Source organism: Solimonas marina (assembly GCF_012241385.1).
GTDB classification, from domain to species: domain Bacteria; phylum Pseudomonadota; class Gammaproteobacteria; order Nevskiales; family Nevskiaceae; genus Solimonas; species Solimonas marina.
Genome location: NZ_JAAVXB010000008.1, coordinates 106,874 through 125,740, shown reverse-complemented (window position 1 = coordinate 125,740; position 18,867 = coordinate 106,874). Strand labels below are relative to the sequence as shown.

At 65.5% G+C, this 18,867-nt stretch carries 14 protein-coding genes; 2 read left to right on the top strand and 12 right to left on the bottom strand.

The features are described from left to right. Positions 1–23: 23 nt before the first annotated feature. The 3 genes from G7Y82_RS14445 to G7Y82_RS14435 are packed head-to-tail and all read right to left on the bottom strand — an operon-like array spanning position 24 to position 5,845. The gene (locus tag G7Y82_RS14445; RefSeq protein WP_168148840.1) at positions 24–1,499 is read right to left on the bottom strand and encodes an efflux transporter outer membrane subunit; all 1,476 of its coding nucleotides are present in this window, start codon (positions 1,497–1,499) and stop codon (positions 24–26) included. Continuing rightward, entirely contained in the window at positions 1,496–4,642 is a 3,147-nt protein-coding gene (locus G7Y82_RS14440) for an efflux RND transporter permease subunit (protein WP_168148839.1), read from the bottom strand. Before G7Y82_RS14440 ends, G7Y82_RS14445 begins: the two co-directional genes overlap by 4 nt. Positions 4,643–4,651: 9 nt before the next feature. Further along, on the bottom strand, positions 4,652–5,845 hold the full coding sequence (locus G7Y82_RS14435; protein WP_277346319.1) for an efflux RND transporter periplasmic adaptor subunit: 1,194 nt from the start codon (positions 5,843–5,845) through the stop codon (positions 4,652–4,654). A gap of 147 nt (positions 5,846–5,992) precedes the next feature. Between G7Y82_RS14435 and baeS the strand changes: the two genes are divergently transcribed. Both baeS and G7Y82_RS14425 read left to right on the top strand, forming a co-directional pair. Then, on the top strand, positions 5,993–7,369 hold the full coding sequence (gene baeS, locus G7Y82_RS14430) for a sensor histidine kinase efflux regulator BaeS (RefSeq protein WP_168148838.1): 1,377 nt from the start codon (positions 5,993–5,995) through the stop codon (positions 7,367–7,369). Beyond that, the gene (locus tag G7Y82_RS14425; protein ID WP_168148837.1) at positions 7,366–8,046 is read left to right on the top strand and encodes a response regulator; all 681 of its coding nucleotides are present in this window, start codon (positions 7,366–7,368) and stop codon (positions 8,044–8,046) included. The genes baeS and G7Y82_RS14425 overlap by 4 nt, the downstream gene beginning before the upstream one ends. Positions 8,047–8,142: 96 nt before the next feature. Here the strand turns inward: G7Y82_RS14425 and G7Y82_RS14420 are convergent, their stop codons facing one another. The 9 genes from G7Y82_RS14420 to paaH all read right to left on the bottom strand — a co-directional run bounded on the left by G7Y82_RS14420 (position 8,143) and on the right by paaH (position 18,866). Beyond that, positions 8,143–9,033, bottom strand: coding sequence for a transporter (locus tag G7Y82_RS14420; protein WP_168148836.1), 891 nt, complete (start codon positions 9,031–9,033; stop codon positions 8,143–8,145). 58 nt (positions 9,034–9,091) lie between these two features. After that, positions 9,092–10,588 carry an aldehyde dehydrogenase family protein gene (locus G7Y82_RS14415; RefSeq protein WP_168148835.1) on the bottom strand — a complete coding sequence of 499 codons (1,497 nt, stop codon included), beginning with the start codon at positions 10,586–10,588 and terminating at the stop codon, positions 9,092–9,094. A 56-nt stretch (positions 10,589–10,644) separates the two neighbouring features. Beyond that, the gene (locus G7Y82_RS14410; RefSeq protein WP_168148834.1) at positions 10,645–12,828 is read right to left on the bottom strand and encodes a PQQ-dependent dehydrogenase, methanol/ethanol family; all 2,184 of its coding nucleotides are present in this window, start codon (positions 12,826–12,828) and stop codon (positions 10,645–10,647) included. Between the two features lie 102 nt (positions 12,829–12,930). Then, positions 12,931–13,860: a helix-turn-helix domain-containing protein gene (locus G7Y82_RS14405; RefSeq protein ID WP_168148833.1), complete on the bottom strand. Its 930-nt coding sequence runs from the start codon at positions 13,858–13,860 to the stop codon at positions 12,931–12,933. A 74-nt stretch (positions 13,861–13,934) separates the two neighbouring features. Then, positions 13,935–14,228: a putative quinol monooxygenase gene (locus tag G7Y82_RS14400; RefSeq protein ID WP_168148832.1), complete on the bottom strand. Its 294-nt coding sequence runs from the start codon at positions 14,226–14,228 to the stop codon at positions 13,935–13,937. Between the two features lie 39 nt (positions 14,229–14,267). Then, a complete protein-coding gene (pcaF, locus tag G7Y82_RS14395) occupies positions 14,268–15,473 on the bottom strand; it encodes a 3-oxoadipyl-CoA thiolase (protein ID WP_168148831.1) in 1,206 nt (401 codons plus the stop codon). After that, positions 15,470–16,816: a phenylacetate--CoA ligase PaaK gene (gene paaK / locus G7Y82_RS14390; protein WP_168148830.1), complete on the bottom strand. Its 1,347-nt coding sequence runs from the start codon at positions 16,814–16,816 to the stop codon at positions 15,470–15,472. The genes pcaF and paaK overlap by 4 nt, the downstream gene beginning before the upstream one ends. A 53-nt stretch (positions 16,817–16,869) precedes the next feature. After that, the gene (gene paaI / locus G7Y82_RS14385; protein ID WP_168148829.1) at positions 16,870–17,319 is read right to left on the bottom strand and encodes a hydroxyphenylacetyl-CoA thioesterase PaaI; all 450 of its coding nucleotides are present in this window, start codon (positions 17,317–17,319) and stop codon (positions 16,870–16,872) included. Further along, positions 17,316–18,866: a 3-hydroxyacyl-CoA dehydrogenase PaaH gene (gene paaH, locus G7Y82_RS14380; RefSeq protein WP_168148828.1), complete on the bottom strand. Its 1,551-nt coding sequence runs from the start codon at positions 18,864–18,866 to the stop codon at positions 17,316–17,318. The genes paaI and paaH overlap by 4 nt, the downstream gene beginning before the upstream one ends. Between the last annotated feature and the right edge of the window lies 1 nt (position 18,867).

The window sequence follows — 18,867 nt, the reverse complement described above, 5'->3', positions numbered from 1 at the left end:
GTTTCCGCCCCTACCCGCCGCCGTTACTCGCCGGCATCGCTTGTCGGGGTCGCGGCCGACGCCTGGGCCGTGCTCAGATCTTCGGCACGTGCATCGGCGCCGCCGCCCAGGACCTTGTAGAGCGTGATGCGATTGCTCTGCTCGGTCAGTTGCAGGGTGATCAGGTCCTGCTGCGCGCTGTAGAGCGTGCGCTGCGCGTCGAGCGCGTCGAGGTAGCTGTCGACGCCACTGCGGTAGCGCGCATCGGCCAGCTCGTAGGCACGCGACGCCACCTTCACCAACGCCTGCTGCGCGTCGAGACGCTCGTCGATCGTCGAGCGCACGGCAAGCGCGTCGGCAACCTCGCCGAAGGCGGTCTGAATCGCCTTCTCGTAGTCGGCGACGGCGATGTCACGCTCGATCTTCGATTCCTGCAGGCTGGCCTTGAGTCCGCCGGCGCTGAACAAGGGCACGCTGATGCTCGGCGCGAACGACCAGGTCCCGTTGCCACTGTCGAACAGGTTCGATAATTCGTTACTGCCGCGGCCGGCGCTGGCGGTCAGTGAGATGGTGGGAAAGAACGCAGCGCGTGCGGCCCCGATATCGGCGTTGGCGGCCTTGAGCGTGTGTTCGGCGGACATCACGTCCGGCCGCAACAGCAGAACGCGTGAATCGAGGTCGGCCGGCACCGCCGCCAGCGCGACCGGCGTCTCGCCGAGGTTCTTGGGCAGCAAGGCTTCCGGAATCGCATGGCCGACCACCAGTTCCAGCGCGTTGCGATCCTGCAGGCCCTGCGCCTTGTAGGTGGCAACGTCGGCACGCGCCGTCTCGACGCTGGTCTGGATACTAGCGACATCGAGTGCCGACGCGACACCCTGCTCATGCTGATATTCGGTCAGCTTCAGCGTCTCGCGTTGACTGTCGAGCGTCTTCTGCGCCAGTGCCAGATGCTGATAGTCGGCCGCCAGCGTCAGCCAGTCGGCAGCGACTTCGGCCACCAGACTGATGCGCGTGCTGCGTTCGGTCTCGGCGGTCGCCAGATAGGTTTCCAGCGCCTCATTCTTCAGACTACGGACACGACCGAACAGATCGAGCTCGTAGCTGCTGAACCCAACCGACGCGGTGAACTCGCGACTAATCGACGACTTGCCGGTGCTGCTGAGCGCCGCCGAGGTCTTGGCCACGTTTTCAGCGCCATCGGCGCTGATCGTCGGAAACAGATCGGCGCCCTGAATCCGGTACTCGGCACGCGCCTTGGCGATGTCGAGTACCGCCACGCGCAGGTCGCGATTGTTGTTCAGCGCCATCGCCACCACTTGCTGCAGGCGTGAATCGCGCATCAAGTCCTTCCACGCCAGATCGGCGACCTGAGCACTCTTGGCGCTGGCGCCTGCGATCGCCGCGTGATCCTGGAACTGCGCGGCGACCGGGCTGGCCGGACGCTGATAGTCCGGCGCCATGCTCGCGCAGCCACTGAGCGTCACCGCGGCGATGGCCGTCAGGCACGTAAGCCCCTTCATGACAGTTGCTCCTGCTCGGCCGCGTCGAGATCGGCCGGTTTCACAAAGCGCCGCGGAAACAGCTTGCGCACGATCACGTAGAACATCGGCACGAAGAAGATGCCGAGGAAGGTCGACGCCAGCGTGCCACCGAGCACACCGGTGCCCAGCGCGTGCCGTGCGCCGGAGCCGGCGCCGGTGCTGATCGCCAGCGGCAGCACGCCGAGCGTAAATGCGAACGAGGTCATCAGGATCGGCCGCAACCGCAGGCGCGCGGCATGCTGAACCGCCGCCATCAGTTCTTCGCCGCCTTCTTCAAGCTCCTTGGCGAACTCGACGATCAGAATGCCGTTCTTTGCCGCAAGACCGATGGTGGCGAGCAGTCCGACCTGGAAATAGACGTCGTTGCTGAGACCGCGCACATAGGTCAGCAGCAAGGCACCGACGATGCCGATCGGCACCGCCAGCATCACCGAGAACGGCACCGACCAGCTCTCGTACAGCGCAGCCAGGCACAGGAAGACGAAGACCAGCGAGATTGCGTACAGCAGCGGCGCCTGATTGCCCGACAGCTGTTCCTGATACGACAGATCAGACCAGGCATAGCCCATGCCGTTGCCGAGCTCACCGACCAGCTTGGCGATCTCGTCCATGGCGTCGCCGGAGCTGACGCCGGATGCCGCCTGACCGCTGATTTCCATCGACGATACACCGTTGAAGCGGGCCAGCGACGCCGGCGCAAAACTCCAGCCGGTCGTCGAGAACGACGAGAACGGCACCATCTGGTCGTCGCTGTTGCGTACCGCCCAGCGGCCGATGTCCTGCGGCAGCATGCGCGCGCTCGCCTCACCCTGGACGTAGACCTTCTTGACGCGACCGCGATCGATGAAGTCGTCGACATAGGTCGCACCGAGCGCGGTTGCCAGCGTCGAATTGATATCGCTGGTCGACAATCCCAGCGCGCCGGCCTTGGCGTCGTCGATCTTGACGTCGAAGGTCGGCGCGTCCTCGAGGTTGCTGTAGCGCACCGAGTTCAGCTTCGGGTCCTTGGCGGCCAGCGCCAACAACTTGTCGCGCGCGGCAACCAAGGCATCGTGACCGGCGCCGCCGAGATCCTGCAGTTCCAGCGTGAAGCCGGCGCCCTGGCCGAGACCGGGAATGCCGGACGGCGCGATCACGAAAATCTGCGCGTCGGGAATCTTCGACATCGCCATCATCACGCGCATCGCCACCTGCGACGCACTGGCGTCGCGCTCGCCCCAGTCCTTGAGACGAATGAAGCCCATGCCGGCGTTCTGGCCGGTGCCGCTGAAGCTGAAGCCGGTCACCGCCATCATCGACGCGACCTCGGGCTGCTGCTGCGCATACTCGGCGACCTGATCCATCACCTTCTGCGTGCGCTCCTGGGTCGCACCCGACGGCAGCTTGACCTGCACCATCAGCATGCCCTGGTCTTCCTGCGGCAGAAACGAGCTGGGCAGGCGCCAGAACAGCAGCGCCATCGCGGCAATCAATACGACGTAGACGATGACCCCCAGCCGACGGTGCGCGAGCACCCGGCCGACGCCGCGCGAATAACCGTCGGCGCTGCGATCGAAGCGCGCGTTGAACCATGCGAAGAAACGTCCTAAAGGCCCGCGCCGCGTCACATGACCGCCTTTTTCGACCGGCGTCAGCAGCGTCGCGCACAGTGCCGGCGTCAGCGTCATCGCGACGAACACCGACAGGATCATCGCCGAGGCGATGGTCACCGAGAACTGCCGATAGATCGCGCCGGTCGAGCCGCCGAAGAACGCCATCGGCAGGAATACCGCGGTCAGCACCAGCGCAATACCGAGCAGCGCGCCGGTGATCTGGCCCATCGACTTGCGCGTCGCTGCGCGTGGCGACAAGCCTTCCTCGCTCATCACGCGTTCGACGTTCTCGACGACGACGATGGCGTCGTCGACCAGCAGGCCGATCGCCAGCACCATGCCGAACATCGTCAGCGTGTTGATCGAAAAGCCGAGAATGGACAGCACGCCGAACGTGCCCATCAGGACCACCGGCACGGCGATCGCCGGGATCAGTGTGACGCGCCAGTTCTGCAGGAACAGATACATGATCGCGACGACCATGACGATCGCCTCGAACAGGGTCTTGACCACTTCCTCGATCGAAATCTTGACGAACGGCGTGGTACTGAACGCCGTGTGATAGCTCAAACCGTGCGGAAAGAACGGCTGCAGTTGCTTGAGCTTGGCCAGCACGGCCTCGGACACGTCGAGCGCATTGGCGCCGCTGGCCAGTTCAATGGCCATGCCGGACGCCGGCTTGCCGTTGAAATAGCTGTTGACCGCGTAATTCTCACTGCCGAGTTCGACCGTGGCGACATCGGACAGGCGCACGACCGAACCGCCGGTCTCGGTCTTGACGATGATGTTCTCGAACTGCTTCGCCGTCTGCAGGCGGCTGCGCGAGGTCACCGTCGCCGTCAGCGCCTGCCCCGGCACCGCCGGCAGCGCGCCGAGCGAGCCCGACGACACATCGTTGTTCTGCGCGGTGATCGCCGAGTCGACATCCGATGGCATCAGGTCATAGGTCCGCAGCTTCTCCGGATCGAGCCAGATGCGCATCGAATACTGCGAGCCCATCACGCGCACGTTGCCGACGCCGTTGACGCGACTGATCGGGTCTTCCAGCGTCGACGCCATGTAGTCGGCGATGTCGGTCTTCTGCATGCTGCCGTCGTCGGACGTGAACGCCAGCACCATCGACATGCTGCCCGACGACTTGGTGACGGTGACCCCGGTGCTCTGCACGGTTTCCGGCAACTTCGACTGCACCTGCTGCAGCTTGTTCTGCACCTGAACCTGGGCAATGTCCGGATCGGTGCCCGACTTGAAGGTCAGGCGCACACTCGCCGAGCCCGACGACGTGCTCGTCGACGACATGTACATCAGGTTGTCGAGGCCGGTCATGCCCTGCTCGATGACCTGCGTCACCGAGTTCTCGACGGTCTCCGCCGAGGCACCGGTATAGGTCGCGTTGATCGACACCGTCGGCGGCGCGATGCTCGGGTATTGCTCGATCGGCAGCGTGAAGATCGACAGCGCGCCGGCCAGCGTGATGATGATCGCGATGACCCAGGCGAAGATCGGCCGGTCGATAAAGAAACGAGGCATGGCGGTTCCTTAATCGGCCTTGGCCGCAGCCTTGGCGGACGCGGCGGCCGGTGTCGCGCCGGCGTCGACTTCCTCGGCGCTGACCGCCTCGCCGACCGTCACCTTGCTGCCGCCGCGCACGATCAGCTTGTCGCCGGCCTTGAGCCCCGAATCGACCAGCCACTGGTCCTTGATCGCGCGATCGGCGTCGATGACGCGCTGCTCAACCTTGCCGTCGCTGCCGACCACCAGCACCGTCGCCTGGCCCTTGGTGTTGCGTGACACCGCGGTCTGCGGCACGACGATCGCCGCGTTGTTGACGGCCATCGGCAGCACGGCGCGCACGTACATGCCCGGCAGCAGCAGCTTGTCCGGATTCGGAATCACCGCACGCAAAGTGACGTTGCCGGTGCCGGTATCGACGGCGGTACCGATGAACTCCAGCGTGCCGTCGTGCGCATAGGTGCTGCCGTCTTCCAGTTCGAGCGTGACCTTGGCCTTGCCGTTGACCGCCTGCAGTTGGCCGGCCGCAAGCTGCTTGCGCAGCTTCAACAACTGCGCGCTGGACTGTGTGACGTCGACGTAAATCGGATCGAGCTGCTGGATGGTCGTCAGCGCCGTGTCCTGGTCGGCGGTGACCAACGCGCCCGGCGTGTAAGTCGACGTGCCGATGCGCCCGTTGATCGGCGCCTTGACCTGGGTGTAGTCCAGATTGATCTTCGCCGTCTCCAACGCCGCCTGGGCGGCGATCACTGCCGCCTCGTCCTGCTTGAGCGTCGCCAGCGCATCGTCCTTGTCTTGCTGGCTGATCGCGTCGAGCTTGGCGAGATTTTCGTAACGCTCGGCCTTGGGCTTGGCCGCCAGCACCGCGGCTTGCGCCTGCGCCAGATCGCCGCGCGCCGAATCGTAAGCGGCGCGATACGTTGCCGGGTCGATCTGATACAGCACCTGTCCGGCCTTGACGTCCTGGCCTTCGGTGAACAGCCGCTTCTGGATGATGCCGCTGACCTGCGGGCGCACGTCCGAAACCTGATAGGCGACGGTACGTCCGGGCATCGTCTCGTCCATCGACATCGACTGTGTCTTGATCGTCTGCACGCCGACCACCGCCTTGTGTGACTGCGGCGCCTGCTCCGACGAGCAGGCGGCAAGCACGGCAACGGCGAGCGCCATCACCGAAGCGCGCAGGACGGAACACGGGAACGGACGAAGGTAAACGGGCATGGACGAACACACTCACGGTTTTCCGGAAGCTGCGCACGGTAGGCGAACAATGTGGAGCAAATTTGGAGATTGCGCGGATCGCTTGATTCCCCCTGCGCGCCGTGGCTTAGTGGCCGCATCATCTGACGCCCGCCGGAGCTCGCGGTCATGAAGCTGGGGATCGCCGCCAAGCTGTTCTGCGCCGTGCTCGCGGCCTGTGCGATTGTCCTGTTCGTCAACGCCATCGCCGGCCGCATCGCCTTTCGTCTCGGCTTTCTCGGCTATCTCAACGAGCAAGGCGTCGAACGCATGCAGGAGGTCGTGCCGCAACTGGAGGCGGCCTATCAACAACACGGCAACTGGAATTTCCTGCGCGGCGACATCGGCGCCTGGTTCGCGCTGATGCGGCCCAGCCCCGACAGCAGACGGACGAACCTCGGACCGCCAGTGTCGGACCAGACCGGCGCGGTACCGCGCTTCGGCCTGCTCGACCGCGACTACGCCTGGATCACCGGCAATCCACAAGTCACGCGCGAGTCGATCATCCGGCCGATCACCGTCAATGGCGACACCGTCGGTTGGCTGGCGATGCTGCCGTTCCAGCAGGCGATCGCCGCCGGTGATGTGCGCTTCTACCGCACGCAGCTGAAGACCTGGTGGGTCATCGGCACGTTCTCGGTGCTGGTCGCGGCGCTGCTGTCATGGTGGCTGGCGCGCATCACTCGGCACCGGTTGCAGACGCTGACCCGCGGTACGCGACAGCTCGCCGCCGGACGCTACGACGCACGCGTCAAGGCCGACAGCCACGACGAGCTGGGCGGCCTGGCACGTGATTTCAACCATCTTGCGCAAGCGCTCGAACACAACGAGCGCGCGCGCCGCAACTTCATGGCCGACATCTCACACGAGTTGCGCACACCACTGGCCGTCATGCAGGCCGAACTGGACGCCATTGTCGACGGCATCCGCAAACCCGACACCGCCTCGATCACACCGCTGCTCGGACAAGTCCAGCAGTTGAGCAAGCTGGTCGACGACCTGCACGATCTGTCGCTGACCGATGTCGGCTCCATGGCCTATCGCCAGGAGCCGATCGACATCGCGACGCTGCTGCGCTCGATGCTGGCATCGATGCATGGCCGCTTCGCCGATGCCGGCCTGACGCTGCACGATCGTCTGCCGGCCGGCCGCTTCGTCATCAACGGCGACGAGCGGCGCTTGCAGCAACTGTTCGCCAACCTGTTCGAAAACACGCTGCGCTATACCGATCGCGGCGGCACGGTCGACGTCTATGCCGAGCGCCAGGGCGACGAGCTGGTGGTCAGCATCGATGACAGTGCCCCTGGTGTCGACGACGCCGGGCGAGCTCGCATCTTCGAGCGCTTCTATCGCACCGACAGCTCGCGCAACCGCGCCAGCGGCGGCAGCGGCCTCGGTCTGGCGATCTGCCGCAACATCGTCGAGGCGCATGACGGCACGATCAGCGCCGACACGTCGGCGCTCGGCGGCCTGCGTATTGTCATCCGGCTGCCGGAGGTCGCATGAGCGACAGCAGCAACGGCCATATCCTGATCGTCGAAGACGAGCCGCGTCTGTCGTCGGTGCTGCGCGACTATCTGCTCGCCGCCGGCTACAGCTGCGAGCAGATCGACGACGGCGCGCGCGCCGTCCCGGCATTCGAGGCGCGGCCGGCGAGTCTCGTGTTACTCGACCTGATGCTGCCGAATCGCAGCGGCATCGAGATCTGCCGTGAGCTACGCGAGCGCAGCGACGTGCCGATCATCATGGTCACTGCGCGCATCGAAGAAGTCGACCGCCTGCTAGGCCTGGAAGTCGGCGCCGACGACTACATCTGCAAACCGTTCAGCCCGCGCGAGGTTGTCGCCCGCGTGCGCGCCGTGTTGCGTCGCCATCAACATCTGCCGCAGTCGCCGAGTGGCCCAGGCCTGACGATCAACGACCAAGCGCTGCGCGCCAGTGTCGACGGGCTCGATCTCAACCTCACGCACGTCGAGTTCCGCCTGCTGCGCACGCTCGCCGCACGACCGGGCCACGTCTATTCGCGCGATCAGCTGATGGACCACGCCTACGCCGACCACCGGGTCGTCACCGACCGTACCGTCGACAGTCACATCAAGAACTTGCGGCGCAAGCTCGCTGATGTGGGGGGCGAAGACTGGATACGCTCGGTCTACGGCGTCGGCTATCGATTCGAGCGATAAAGAACGGCGCCCCGGGGAGCACCGGGGCGCCGAAGGGAAGCGTTCGGACGCTTCCGGAGGAGACCGGGATCGGCGGCGCCGACCGGTTTTGAGCACTCAGAACAGCTTGAGTGCGCGCAGCTGGACGATCGCATCCTGACGGAAGCCATCCTGCACTTCCGTATCGCGGCCGACGATGGCTTCGAGCTGCACGGTCGGCGTCACGAAGCTCTGGATCGCCAGGCGCACCTGCTGATGCTCGGTCTTGCTGCCGTTATAGACACCGTCAACCTTCTGTTTGCCACCCCAGTAATTGGCATAGCCTGCCGATACTGTGGTCTTGCCATCCGGCAAGCCGTAACGCAGCCAGGCTTGGAACTCGCCCGAATGCGCCTGCGACAGCGTCTGCTCGGCCGCGCCATATTTGTCGTTGTCCTGGTACCAGGTCAGTTCGCCGATCAGGTCGACCTTGAGGTTTTGCGCGAGCCCCTGAATCAGACCGGCTTGCGCGGTGTAAACGAAACGGTTGCCACCCAGATTGACTGATTTGTCGTGCCCGTAGGCACCGGTCGGAATCGTCAGGATCGGCGAGACACCAAAGTAAGTCTCGTGCTTCGGGTCCGGCTTGTTGACGAGCCAAACCGTCGCAAACGTGACGATGTCGCCCAGCCCCGACGATTCATCGAGGTCGCTACCCGCCACCTGCCCGTTGTAGAGCTTGCCGAACGGCACGATCACCTGTGGATCGACGGTGAACGGACCGATCTTGGTGAAATGAACATAGCGCGCCAGCATCACGCTCGAATCGAGACGCGCGTCGTCGATGGTGCCGGCCGGCGTCGACAGCTCGTCGCGGTGAACCTGCTGCAGATAGACCAGGCCCAGGTTGGTGCCGGCCGGCAACGCGGTGTAATCACCCGGATCGACATCGACGGCCAGCGCCGGTGCCGCCACACTCATCAGAACCGGCGCCAGAGCGGCGCCCACAACACGTTTGATCAAACGCATTTCACTCTCCTCTTCGATTGATGAAACGCGGAGCGCCGCCCTCCGGCGCCCGCGACGGTCAATGGCTGATGCAGACCGATTTGAGCTCCGTGTACGCATCGAGCCAGTCGACGCCGAAATCGCGGCCGATGCCCGATTGCTTGTAGCCACCGAACGGCATGTTGGGGTCGATGAACACGTGACTGTTGACCCAGACCGTGCCGGCTTCGATGCGCGGCGTCAGGTCCATCGCTGACTTCAGGTCACGCGTCCACAGGCTGGCGCCGAGTCCCATGTTGCTGTCGTTGGCCAGCGCCAGACCCTGCTCGGCACTGTCGACACGGGTCACGCCGAGCACCGGCCCGAACACTTCCTCGCGCGTCAGCTTCAGGTTCTCTGCGGGGTTGAGCACCAGCGTCGGCGACACGAAGTAGCCGGCGTCCGGCACCTTGGCGCCGACCAGCAGATCGCCCCCCTGCGCGCGCGCATCTTCGAGATAAGCCTGTACCTTCATCTGCTGCGCCTTCGACACCAGCGGATTGACCTGCGCGTTCGGATCGAGGCCGGCGCCGACGCTCATGGCGCCGATCGCCGCTTCAAGCTGACTGACCAATGCGTCATACAGTGGCGCTTCGACATAGACACGTGATGCAGCCGCGCAGACCTGACCGCCATTGAGAAACGCGCCGGCGAGCAGCCCCGGAATGACGGCGTCCAGGTCGGCATCACGCAGGATGATCGCCGGATTCTTGCCGCCGAGTTCCAGTGTGAAGCGCGTCATGTTGCCGGCCGCGGTACGGCCGATCGCCTTGCCGGTCGGCGTCGAGCCCGTGAACGTGATTTTCGCGATCAGCGGGTGCTCGGTCAGCGCTGCGCCGCAGCCGGCGCCAGAACCGGTCACGACATTGAAGACACCCGGCGGCAGGCCGGCATCGATCGCGGTCTGCGCCAGCATCAGCGCCGTCAGCGGCGTGACTTCGGACGGCTTCAACACCACGCTGCAGCCAGCGGCCAGCGCCGGCATGACCTTCCACAGCGCGATCATCATCGGGAAATTCCACGGCGCGATACCGGCGACCACGCCGACCGGTTCACGGCGCGTGTACGTCGTCCAGTGCTGCGGACCACCGGGCAATGAGGTGTCGAAGGTGCGCCCGCCGATCTTGGTCGTCAGACCGGCGACATAGCGCATCCATTCCGACGACGCGCCGACCTCGAACATGCGCGAGATATTGATCGACTTGCCCTGCTCCAGCGTCTCCAGCTGCGCGAACGCTTCGCCGCGCTCGGTAACCAGATCGGCGAAGCGCAACAGCACGCGCTCACGATCCGCCGGCCGCAGCTGACGCCAGCGACCGTCGGCGAACGCCGCATGCGCCGAACGCACCGCACGATCGACGTCGGCGGCCGAAGCGTCGACCGCTACGGCGATCTGCGCGCCGCTCGACGGATCGAAGACCGGCAGAGTCGACGCCGACCCCGGCGCGACACGCAGGCCGTCAATGAACAGCGCCGGGTCGAGCGCCAGAAATTCGGTGACGCGTGCGTCGACCGGATACGGACCGTCATAGCCCATGTGATTCTCCTGTTCGAGGCTTGCATGCAAGCCTGTGTGGCGGCGAGACGGGACGATCAGCGCGCAGCGGCGCTGTCGTCCTCGGCCTGCGTGGCAACGTGTGCGCGGTCGATCACGTAGGCGCGGATCGCCTCGATCTCCTGCGGCGTGAAGTTCTCCTTGAAGCTGACCATGCCTTGCGACGCGAACACGCCGTTGACGACCACTTGGTCCCAGAACTCCTTGTTGCCGATCGCTGCCGAGTAGCGAAGATCGGGCGCGATACCGCCGCTGATGGCCCCCGCACCGTGACAGACAATGCAGGTGCGGTCGTAGGCTTTCTGCCCGGTCGCGATGGTCTGCGCGTCGGCGAACTGCTTCGGCGACTGCAACACGCGCTTGACGGCTTCCGGCGGCGGCGGCAACGAACCCTTGGCGCCGAGCGCGAACGTCAGCACGCGGCTGCGATTCGGAATCGGACCGTTCTCGCCCCACGACAGCTCGCCGGTCAGCAGCGGAAACGCGCCGCCCCAACCCGCAACCAGCGTGATGTACTCCTTGCCGTCCTTCGACCAAGCGATCGGCGGCGCGACGACGCCGGTCTGCACGTCATACGACCACAGCTTCTTGCCGGTCTTGGCGTCGTAGGCATTGAAGTGACCGCCGCCATCGCCCTGGAACACCAGACCGCCCGACGTCGACAACACACCGCCGTTCCACGCCACCGGGTTCGGCGCACGCCACACTTCCTTCTGCGTCTTCGGATCCCAGGCGATCAGATAACCCTTGACCGTCTTCTTCACCGCCGCCTTGACCTTGGGATCATCCGGCAGGTTCAGCGCGCTGAGATCGACGCCGAGATTGACACCCTTCTTCTTCGGCTCGAAGTTACGGTCGGTCAGATACGGAAAGCCAAGCTCGAACATCGGAATGTAGACATAGCCGGTGCCGGGGTTGTAGGCCATCGGCATCCAGTCGTGCGCGCCGAGCGCGCCCGGCATCGCCAGCCAGGTCTTGCCGGTCTTGGCATAGTCGGCGTCCGGATTGAAGTTCGGCTTGCCGGTCTTCAGATCGATGCCCGACGCCCAGTTGACCGTCACGTAGGGCTTGGCCGAAATCAGCTTGCCGTTAGTGCGGTCGAGCACATAGAAGAACCCGTTCTTCGGCGCCTGCATCAGCACTTTGCGCGGCTGCCCATCGATCGTCAGATCGGCCAACACCATGTGGTTGGTCGCCGTGTAATCCCACTCGTCGCCCGGCGTTTCCTGGTAATGCCAGACGTACTCGCCGGTCTCCGGCTTGATCGCGACGATCGATGCCACGAACAGATTGTCGCCGCCGCCCGGGCTGCGCAGCGTGCGCCGCCAGTAGGAGCCGTTACCGACGCCGATGTAGAGCAGGTCGAGTTCGGGGTCGTACGACATCGAGTCCCAGACCGTGCCGCCACCGCCGCCGTTCTTCCACCACTCGCCATTCCAGGTATCGGTGACCTTGGCAAGGATGTCGTCGGACGCCGCACCGTCTTTCTCGCCTGGCTTGCCCGGCACGGTGTAGAAGCGCCACGCCAGCTTGCCGGTGTCGGCGTCGTAGGCGGTGATGTAACCGCGCACGCCGAACTCGGCGCCGCCGTTGCCGATGATGACGCGACCCTTGATGACGCGCGGTGCGCCGGTGATGGTGTAGTCCTTGGACTGATCGACCGTCACCACCGACCACAGCTGCTGGCCGGTCTCGGCGTCGATACCGATCAAACGCCCGTCCAGCGTGCCGACGAAGACCTTGCCGTCCCAGTACGCAACGCCACGGTTGACGACGTCGCAACAGGCCTTGGCGGCCGTCGCGCCCGGCACCTTGGGGTCGAACTGCCAGAGCAGCTTGCCGCTGACGGCATCGAAGGCCTGCACCTTCGACCAGGCACTGGTCGTGTACATCACCCCGTCGACGACCAGTGGCGTCGCCTCCTGGCCGCGGTGCGTATCCAGATCGTAGGACCAGGCCAAGCCGAGCTGCGACACATTGCCGGTATTGATCTGGGTCAGCGGGCTGTTGCGCTGCTCCTGATAGTCGCGACCATAGCTCAGCCAGTTGCCCGGCTCAGCGTCGGCATGAACGATGCGCTCGCCGGTGTCGGCCGGCGTCGATGCTGCTGCCGCGGACTTCGCCGGCTCCGGGGCTTGAGCCGATTTGCATGCACCGAGCGCAGTCAAAAGTACAGCAACCGCGATCGACAGCGCTGCACGACGAATATGTGAATCCTGCATCTCTCTCTCCGAATTTATCGTTATCGGTAGACAGAGCATGCGCAACGACAGCGTGTATCACTCGGCTTGGTGCGAACTACATTCGCGTCCGCGTCGATTCACTCAATTGAGCGACTGTCGCCGCCGGAATTCCGATGCCGTCATGCCGTAGCGCGCCTGGAACGCACGGCCGAAATAGGTCAGATCGCCGAAGCCCAGATCGTAGGCAATCACGGTGATCGACTGCTCGCGGTACGTCGAATCCGCCAGACGCCGGCCCGCTTCAGTCAGCCTCGCCTCGAGAATGAAGCGCGCCGGTGTCGTGCCCTTTTGCGCGAAGAGCTTCTGCAGCCAGCGGGCGCTGACGCCGAGCTCGGCCGAAATGCGCGCAATCGACAGCTCCGCATCGAACAGGCGCTCCTGCAGGTACGCCTGCAGTGCCTCCCAGCCGATACGCCCGGCTCCGTGCGCCTGAGGATCTGGCACACAGAATTCGAGCAGCCCCGAGAGCACGCTCGCAGCGCCGATCGATACCTCGCCACCGCTGCGACTGCCACACAGATGCCAGAGACTTTCCGCGTAGCGCGCACATAGCTGCACGGCGGGGTCGCTACCCGGCAGACGCTGGCCGGCGACGCGATCGAGATCGCGCATACGCTCGCCTAGCACGGCGCGCGGCAATGTCACCGCCAGCATTTCCGCATCACCGAGCAGTTGCAGCTCGTGCGGCCGCTCGGTATCGAAAATGACCAGATCGCCCGGATCGAGCAGCGACTGCTGTCCGCGATACGACACATGCGCGCGACCGCTGCGTTGGAACTTGATCAACAGGCTGCCGTCGGCGATCGATTCGGCGCCATGATGCATACGACAGGAGCGCGCCCAGGCGGTTGCGCACATCACCGACTCGACACGCCCCCAGGCGAGCCGACCGTCGAAATCGGTCGGCTCCTCGGGCTCGGCGGTCAGATTGCTGAACAACGCCGAAAGCTGCTCGTTCCAGCGCTCGAGCCGGCCGGCAGGTGCCACCGACGCCACCGCGAATGTCTGCATGTCACATCCTCCACGTCTGCCGGTATTCCGGTCTGTCGTCACCGTCCGTTCCGGACGGTGCTGCTGTCGCCGGCCTAGACCGGATCGATTTCCTCATACTTGTGCATCTGCGGCGGCTCGGCCACCAACGTGTCGAGCTGCGCCGCCAGCGCGATCATATGCGGCGTCGTGAAGTGCTGCTTGAACGCCGCGTCGTCGGCCCATTCCTCGACGAACGCCAGCAGTGCCGGATCGCGGCGATGCTCCAGCATCACATAGCGGATACAGCCTGGCTCGGCGCGGGTGGCCGGCAGCGATGCGCGAAACAGCTCGCGCAGCGTGGCCGCCGATTCCGGCTTGGCGCGGACGTGGGAGAGGACCTTGAGCATGATCGGACTCCGCCGATGAGAGAGGTAAGCGGCGCGTCCTCAGACGCGCTCGATGATGACGGCAATACCCTGGCCCACGCCGATGCACATCGTGCACAGCGCATAACGTCCGCCAATGGCTTCAAGCTGATGCAACGCGGTCGTCGCCAGCCGGGCACCGGACGCACCCAGCGGGTGACCGATCGCGATCGCCCCGCCATTCGGATTGACGCGTGGATCGTCGTCGTCGAGCCCCAGATCGCGGGTCACCGCCAGGCCTTGCGCCGCGAAGGCCTCGTTGAGTTCGATGACATCCATCTGCGCCAGGCTCAGGCCGGCACGCGCCAGCACCCGGCGAGTGGCCGGCGCCGGGGCAAAGCCCATGATGCGCGGCGCAACGCCCGCCACCGCTGCGGCGACCACTCGCGCCCGCGGCTTCAGACCGTGGGCGCGCATACCCGACTCGGATGCGAGCAGGACCGCGCAGGCGCCGTCGTTGACCGGCGACGCATTGCCGGCGGTGACGCTGCCGTCGGCGCGCACCACACCCTTGAGCCGCGCCAGCGCTTCGAGTGTGGTCCCCGGCCGGGGCGGCTCGTCGGCACTCACCACCAGCGGATCACCCTTTTTCTGCGGGACCGTAACCGGCGTCAGCTGCGATTCGAAGAATCCGCGCGCGACTGCCGCTGCGCAGCGTTGCTGGCTACGCAGCGCGAACGCATCCTGGTCAGCGCGCATCACCTTGAACTCGGCGGCGACGTTCTCGGCGGTCTCCGGCATCGAGTCGATGCCGTACTGCGCCTTGATCGCCGGATTGACGAAGCGCCAGCCGATGGTGGTGTCCTCGATCTTCGCCGCGCGCGAAAACGCGCTGTCGGCCTTGCCCATCACGAACGGCGCGCGCGACATGCTCTCGACGCCGCCGGCCATCAGCAGATCGCCCTCGCCGGCTCGGATCGCGCGCGCGGCCATCGCCAGCGCGTCGAGACTGGAGCCGCAGAGGCGATTGACCGTGGTCGCCGCCACCTCGACCGGCAGCCCTGCCAGCAGCACCGCCATGCGGGCGACGTTGCGATTGTCCTCGCCGGCCTGGTTGGCGCAGCCATAGATCACGTCTTCGAGTTGTGCCCAGTCGACGTCCGCATGACGCGCCATCAGCGCCTTGATCGGCACCGCCGCCAGATCGTCGGCACGGATCGACGACAGCACGCCACCGTAGCGCCCGAACGGCGTGCGAATCGCATCGCAGAGATAAGCGTCGTTCATGCGGCGCTCGTCAGCGTGTCGACGCGCTCGATGCGCGGTCGGTGATCGATGACATGGCGCGCCTTGCCGGTCGGTCGCTCGATCACGCGCGGCTCGACAAGCAAGGCCTTGAGCGTAATGCCGACATGCGTCTTGACCTGCTGCTGCAGACGCCTGGCCAGTTGCTCGCGAGCATCGGCGCCGAGATACGTCGCCTCATCCTTCAGTTCGATGGTCACCGCGACGTGATCGAGATTGCCCTGCCGTGTGACCTCGATCAGATAATGCGGCGACAGCTCCGGGAACTTGAGAATCAGCTCTTCGATCTGCGTCGGGAACATGTTGACACCGCGAATGATCAGCATGTCGTCGGAGCGACCGGTGATCTTGTCCATGCGCCGCATCGATCGCGAAGTCGGCGGCAGCAGGCGCGTCAAGTCGCGGGTGCGATAGCGGATGATCGGCAGCGCCTCCTTGCTCAGCGACGTGAACACCAGTTCGCCTTCGCTACCGTCCGGCAGCACCTCGCCGGTGATCGGATCGATGATTTCCGGGTAGAAATGATCCTCCCAGATCACCGGACCGTCCTTGCTCTCGACGCACTCACTGGCGACGCCGGGCCCCATCACTTCGGACAGGCCGTAAATATCGACGGCATCGATACCGGCGCGCTGTTCGATGTCGCGGCGCATCGCATTGGTCCACGGCTCGGCGCCGAAGATGCCCACCTTCAACGACGAGGCGGCCGGGTCCAGCCCCTGGCGCACGAATTCGTCGACGATATTGAGCATGTACGACGGCGTGACCATGATGATGTCCGGTTGGAAGTCGCGAATCAGCTGGACCTGCTTTTCGGTCTGACCGCCCGACATCGGAATGACCGTGCAGCCGGCGCGCTCGGCACCGTAGTGCGCACCGAGGCCGCCGGTGAAAAGGCCGTAGCCGTAGGCGATGTGAATGATGTCGCCGGCACGCCCACCGGCCGCGCGGATGCTGCGCGCGACAAGATCGGCCCAGGTGTCGATGTCGCGCGCCGTATAGCCCACCACGGTCGGCTTGCCGGTCGTGCCGCTCGACGCATGAATGCGCGCCACCTTTTCGCGCGGCACGGCAAACAGGCCGAACGGATAGTTGTCGCGCAGATCCTGCTTCTTGGTGAATGGAAAGCGCGCCAGATCCGACAACTGACGGCAATCGTCCGGATGCACGCCTGCCGTATCGAAGCTGTTGCGGTAATGCGGCACGTTCTCGTATGCATGGCGCAGGGTCTGCTGCAGGCGCTGCAGCTGCAAGGCCTGCAGTTCATCGCGGCTGGCGCACTCGATCGGATCAAGGTCCGCGGCGCTGGGAATTCGTACCGTCATAACACTCCTCCATGAAGACGCCGCCACTGCGACGCCGATGCATTCGTCGCGGCTCAGGCCGCAGGTTCGTCAGGGTCGATGACATGGCCACCGATGCGGCAGGACTTGCCGCGAAACAGCGCGACCAGTTCGCCGTGCTGATTGCTGACCGTGATGTCGTAAACGCCGAGTCGCGAACCGGCATTGCGTTCGACCGCTTCGGCGCGCAACCGATCGCCGAGCCGGGTTGCCTTGACGAAATCGATCTGGCAACCGGCCGCCACCGTGCGCTGATTGCCGCTGTTGCAGGCAAACGCGAACGCGCTGTCGGCGAGCGAGAAAATCAGCCCGCCGTGGCAGCTGGCGTGGCCGTTGAGCATGTCGCCGCGCACCGTCATCGCGACCACGGCGCGACCACTGGCGACCGACTCCACTTCCATGCCGAGCATGGCCGTGGCGGTGTCACCCTCGAGCATGCGCCGGACCACGCGTTGTGCCAGCGTCGGCGATTCGATGTCGCTCATGCGCACACCTGCGCAGCCGGTGCCGGCGCGCCGAAGAAGCGGCTGCCGGAAGCGGCCATGCGCCGCAGGCGTGGCGACGCGCGATAGCGATCCTCGCCATAGATGGCGGCCAGGTGATCGAGCAACGTCAGCACCGTGTCGATGCCGAGTGCGTCCGCCCAGGCCAGTGGCCCGCGCGGATAGTTCACGCCCTTGCGCATCGCCAGGTCCGCATCGGCAACGCTGCAGACGCCCTGATTGACGGCATCGGCCGCTTCGTTGGCGAGCATCGCGACCGTACGCGCGACCGCCAGACCCGGCACATCGTCGAGTCGCGACACCGCATAACCGGCGAGCTGCAGCAGGCCGGTCGCGGCGCGAACCGCCGCAGGCGCTGCCTGATCGGCAGCCGCCATCGCCACGCGCGTCGCGCTGGCGGCGTCGAGCATGGCGTCGACAACGATCAGATTCGGCAGCTGCAGCGCCGCAGCACGCGCCGTTGCACTGCGGCCGTCGGTGACGAACAGCGCGGCCTCGCCGGCCTCGGCATAACGTCCATCGTCGCTCGATGGGGCATGCGTAAAGCGCACGCCGGCAGCACGCAGGCGCGCGCTCAGCGCCAGCGCATGCACACCGTCGCCGAACACGCGGATCGCCGCCGGTTCGGCAGCCGGTTCGGCAGTGGCGGCCATGACCGGTGCCGCGCCATCACGATAGTCGTAGAAGCCGCGGTCCCGCTTGCGGCCGAGAAACCCGGCGTCGACCAGGTCCTTCTGCAACAGCGACGGCGTGAACCGCGGGTCGCCGTAATAGGCGTCGAACACCGAGCAGGTCACGGCATAGTTCACGTCGTGACCGATCAGGTCCATCAGTTCGAACGGCCCCATGCGGAATCCGCCAGCCTCGCGCATTACCGCGTCGATCGTCGCGCAATCGGCCGCACCCTCCTGCAGCAGGCGCAAACCCTCGGCATAAAACGGTCGCGCGACGCGGTTGACGATGAACCCCGGCGTCGATCGCGCGTGCACCGGTGTCTTGCCCCAGGCGCTGGCGGTCTCGTAGAGCGACTGTGCGATCGTCGCGTCGGTGGCCGCGCCGCGTATCACTTCGACCAGCGGCATCACCGGCGCCGGATTGAAGAAATGCAGGCCCACCAGGCGCTCCGGACGCTGCAGCGCGGCACCGATCGCCGTCACCGAAATCGACGACGTATTGGTCGCCAGGATCGCGGCGTCGCCGAGCTGCGTTTCGAGCGCCGCGAACAGGCTGCGCTTGGCGTCCAGCTGTTCGACGATGGCCTCGATCGCCAGCCCGCAGCCGGCCAGCGCGTCGAGCGTATCGACTGCGCTCAGACGCACCACGATGGCCTCGGCCTGCGCGGCGGTCAGCTTCTGCCGCGCGACGCGCTTGTGCAGACCGGCGGCGATACCGTCGACAGCAGCCTGCGCGGCGCCGTCACGCGCATCGAACAGACGGACGCGATGGCCGGCGCCGGCGACGACCTGCGCGATGCCGGCGCCCATCGCGCCGGCTCCGACCACCGCCACATCGATCTGCGTCGCCAGCATC

Bases quoted from the DNA above. Each gene is read 5' to 3' on its own strand.
- G7Y82_RS14405 (WP_168148833.1), bottom strand. From the start codon at position 13,860: ATGCAGACATTCGCGGTGGCGTCGGTGGCACCTGCCGGCCGGCTCGAG.
- paaK (WP_168148830.1), bottom strand. From the start codon at position 16,816: ATGACGGTACGAATTCCCAGCGCCGCGGACCTTGATCCGATCGAGTGC.
- paaH (WP_168148828.1), bottom strand. From the start codon at position 18,866: ATGCTGGCGACGCAGATCGATGTGGCGGTGGTCGGAGCCGGCGCGATG.
- G7Y82_RS14400 (WP_168148832.1), bottom strand. From the start codon at position 14,228: ATGCTCAAGGTCCTCTCCCACGTCCGCGCCAAGCCGGAATCGGCGGCC.
- paaI (WP_168148829.1), bottom strand. From the start codon at position 17,319: ATGAGCGACATCGAATCGCCGACGCTGGCACAACGCGTGGTCCGGCGC.
- pcaF (WP_168148831.1), bottom strand. From the start codon at position 15,473: ATGAACGACGCTTATCTCTGCGATGCGATTCGCACGCCGTTCGGGCGC.
- G7Y82_RS14420 (WP_168148836.1), bottom strand. From the start codon at position 9,033: ATGCGTTTGATCAAACGTGTTGTGGGCGCCGCTCTGGCGCCGGTTCTG.
- G7Y82_RS14440 (WP_168148839.1), bottom strand. From the start codon at position 4,642: ATGCCTCGTTTCTTTATCGACCGGCCGATCTTCGCCTGGGTCATCGCG.
- G7Y82_RS14410 (WP_168148834.1), bottom strand. From the start codon at position 12,828: ATGCAGGATTCACATATTCGTCGTGCAGCGCTGTCGATCGCGGTTGCT.
- G7Y82_RS14415 (WP_168148835.1), bottom strand. From the start codon at position 10,588: ATGGGCTATGACGGTCCGTATCCGGTCGACGCACGCGTCACCGAATTT.
- G7Y82_RS14435 (WP_277346319.1), bottom strand. From the start codon at position 5,845: ATGCCCGTTTACCTTCGTCCGTTCCCGTGTTCCGTCCTGCGCGCTTCG.
- baeS (WP_168148838.1), top strand. From the start codon at position 5,993: ATGAAGCTGGGGATCGCCGCCAAGCTGTTCTGCGCCGTGCTCGCGGCC.
- G7Y82_RS14445 (WP_168148840.1), bottom strand. From the start codon at position 1,499: ATGAAGGGGCTTACGTGCCTGACGGCCATCGCCGCGGTGACGCTCAGT.
- G7Y82_RS14425 (WP_168148837.1), top strand. From the start codon at position 7,366: ATGAGCGACAGCAGCAACGGCCATATCCTGATCGTCGAAGACGAGCCG.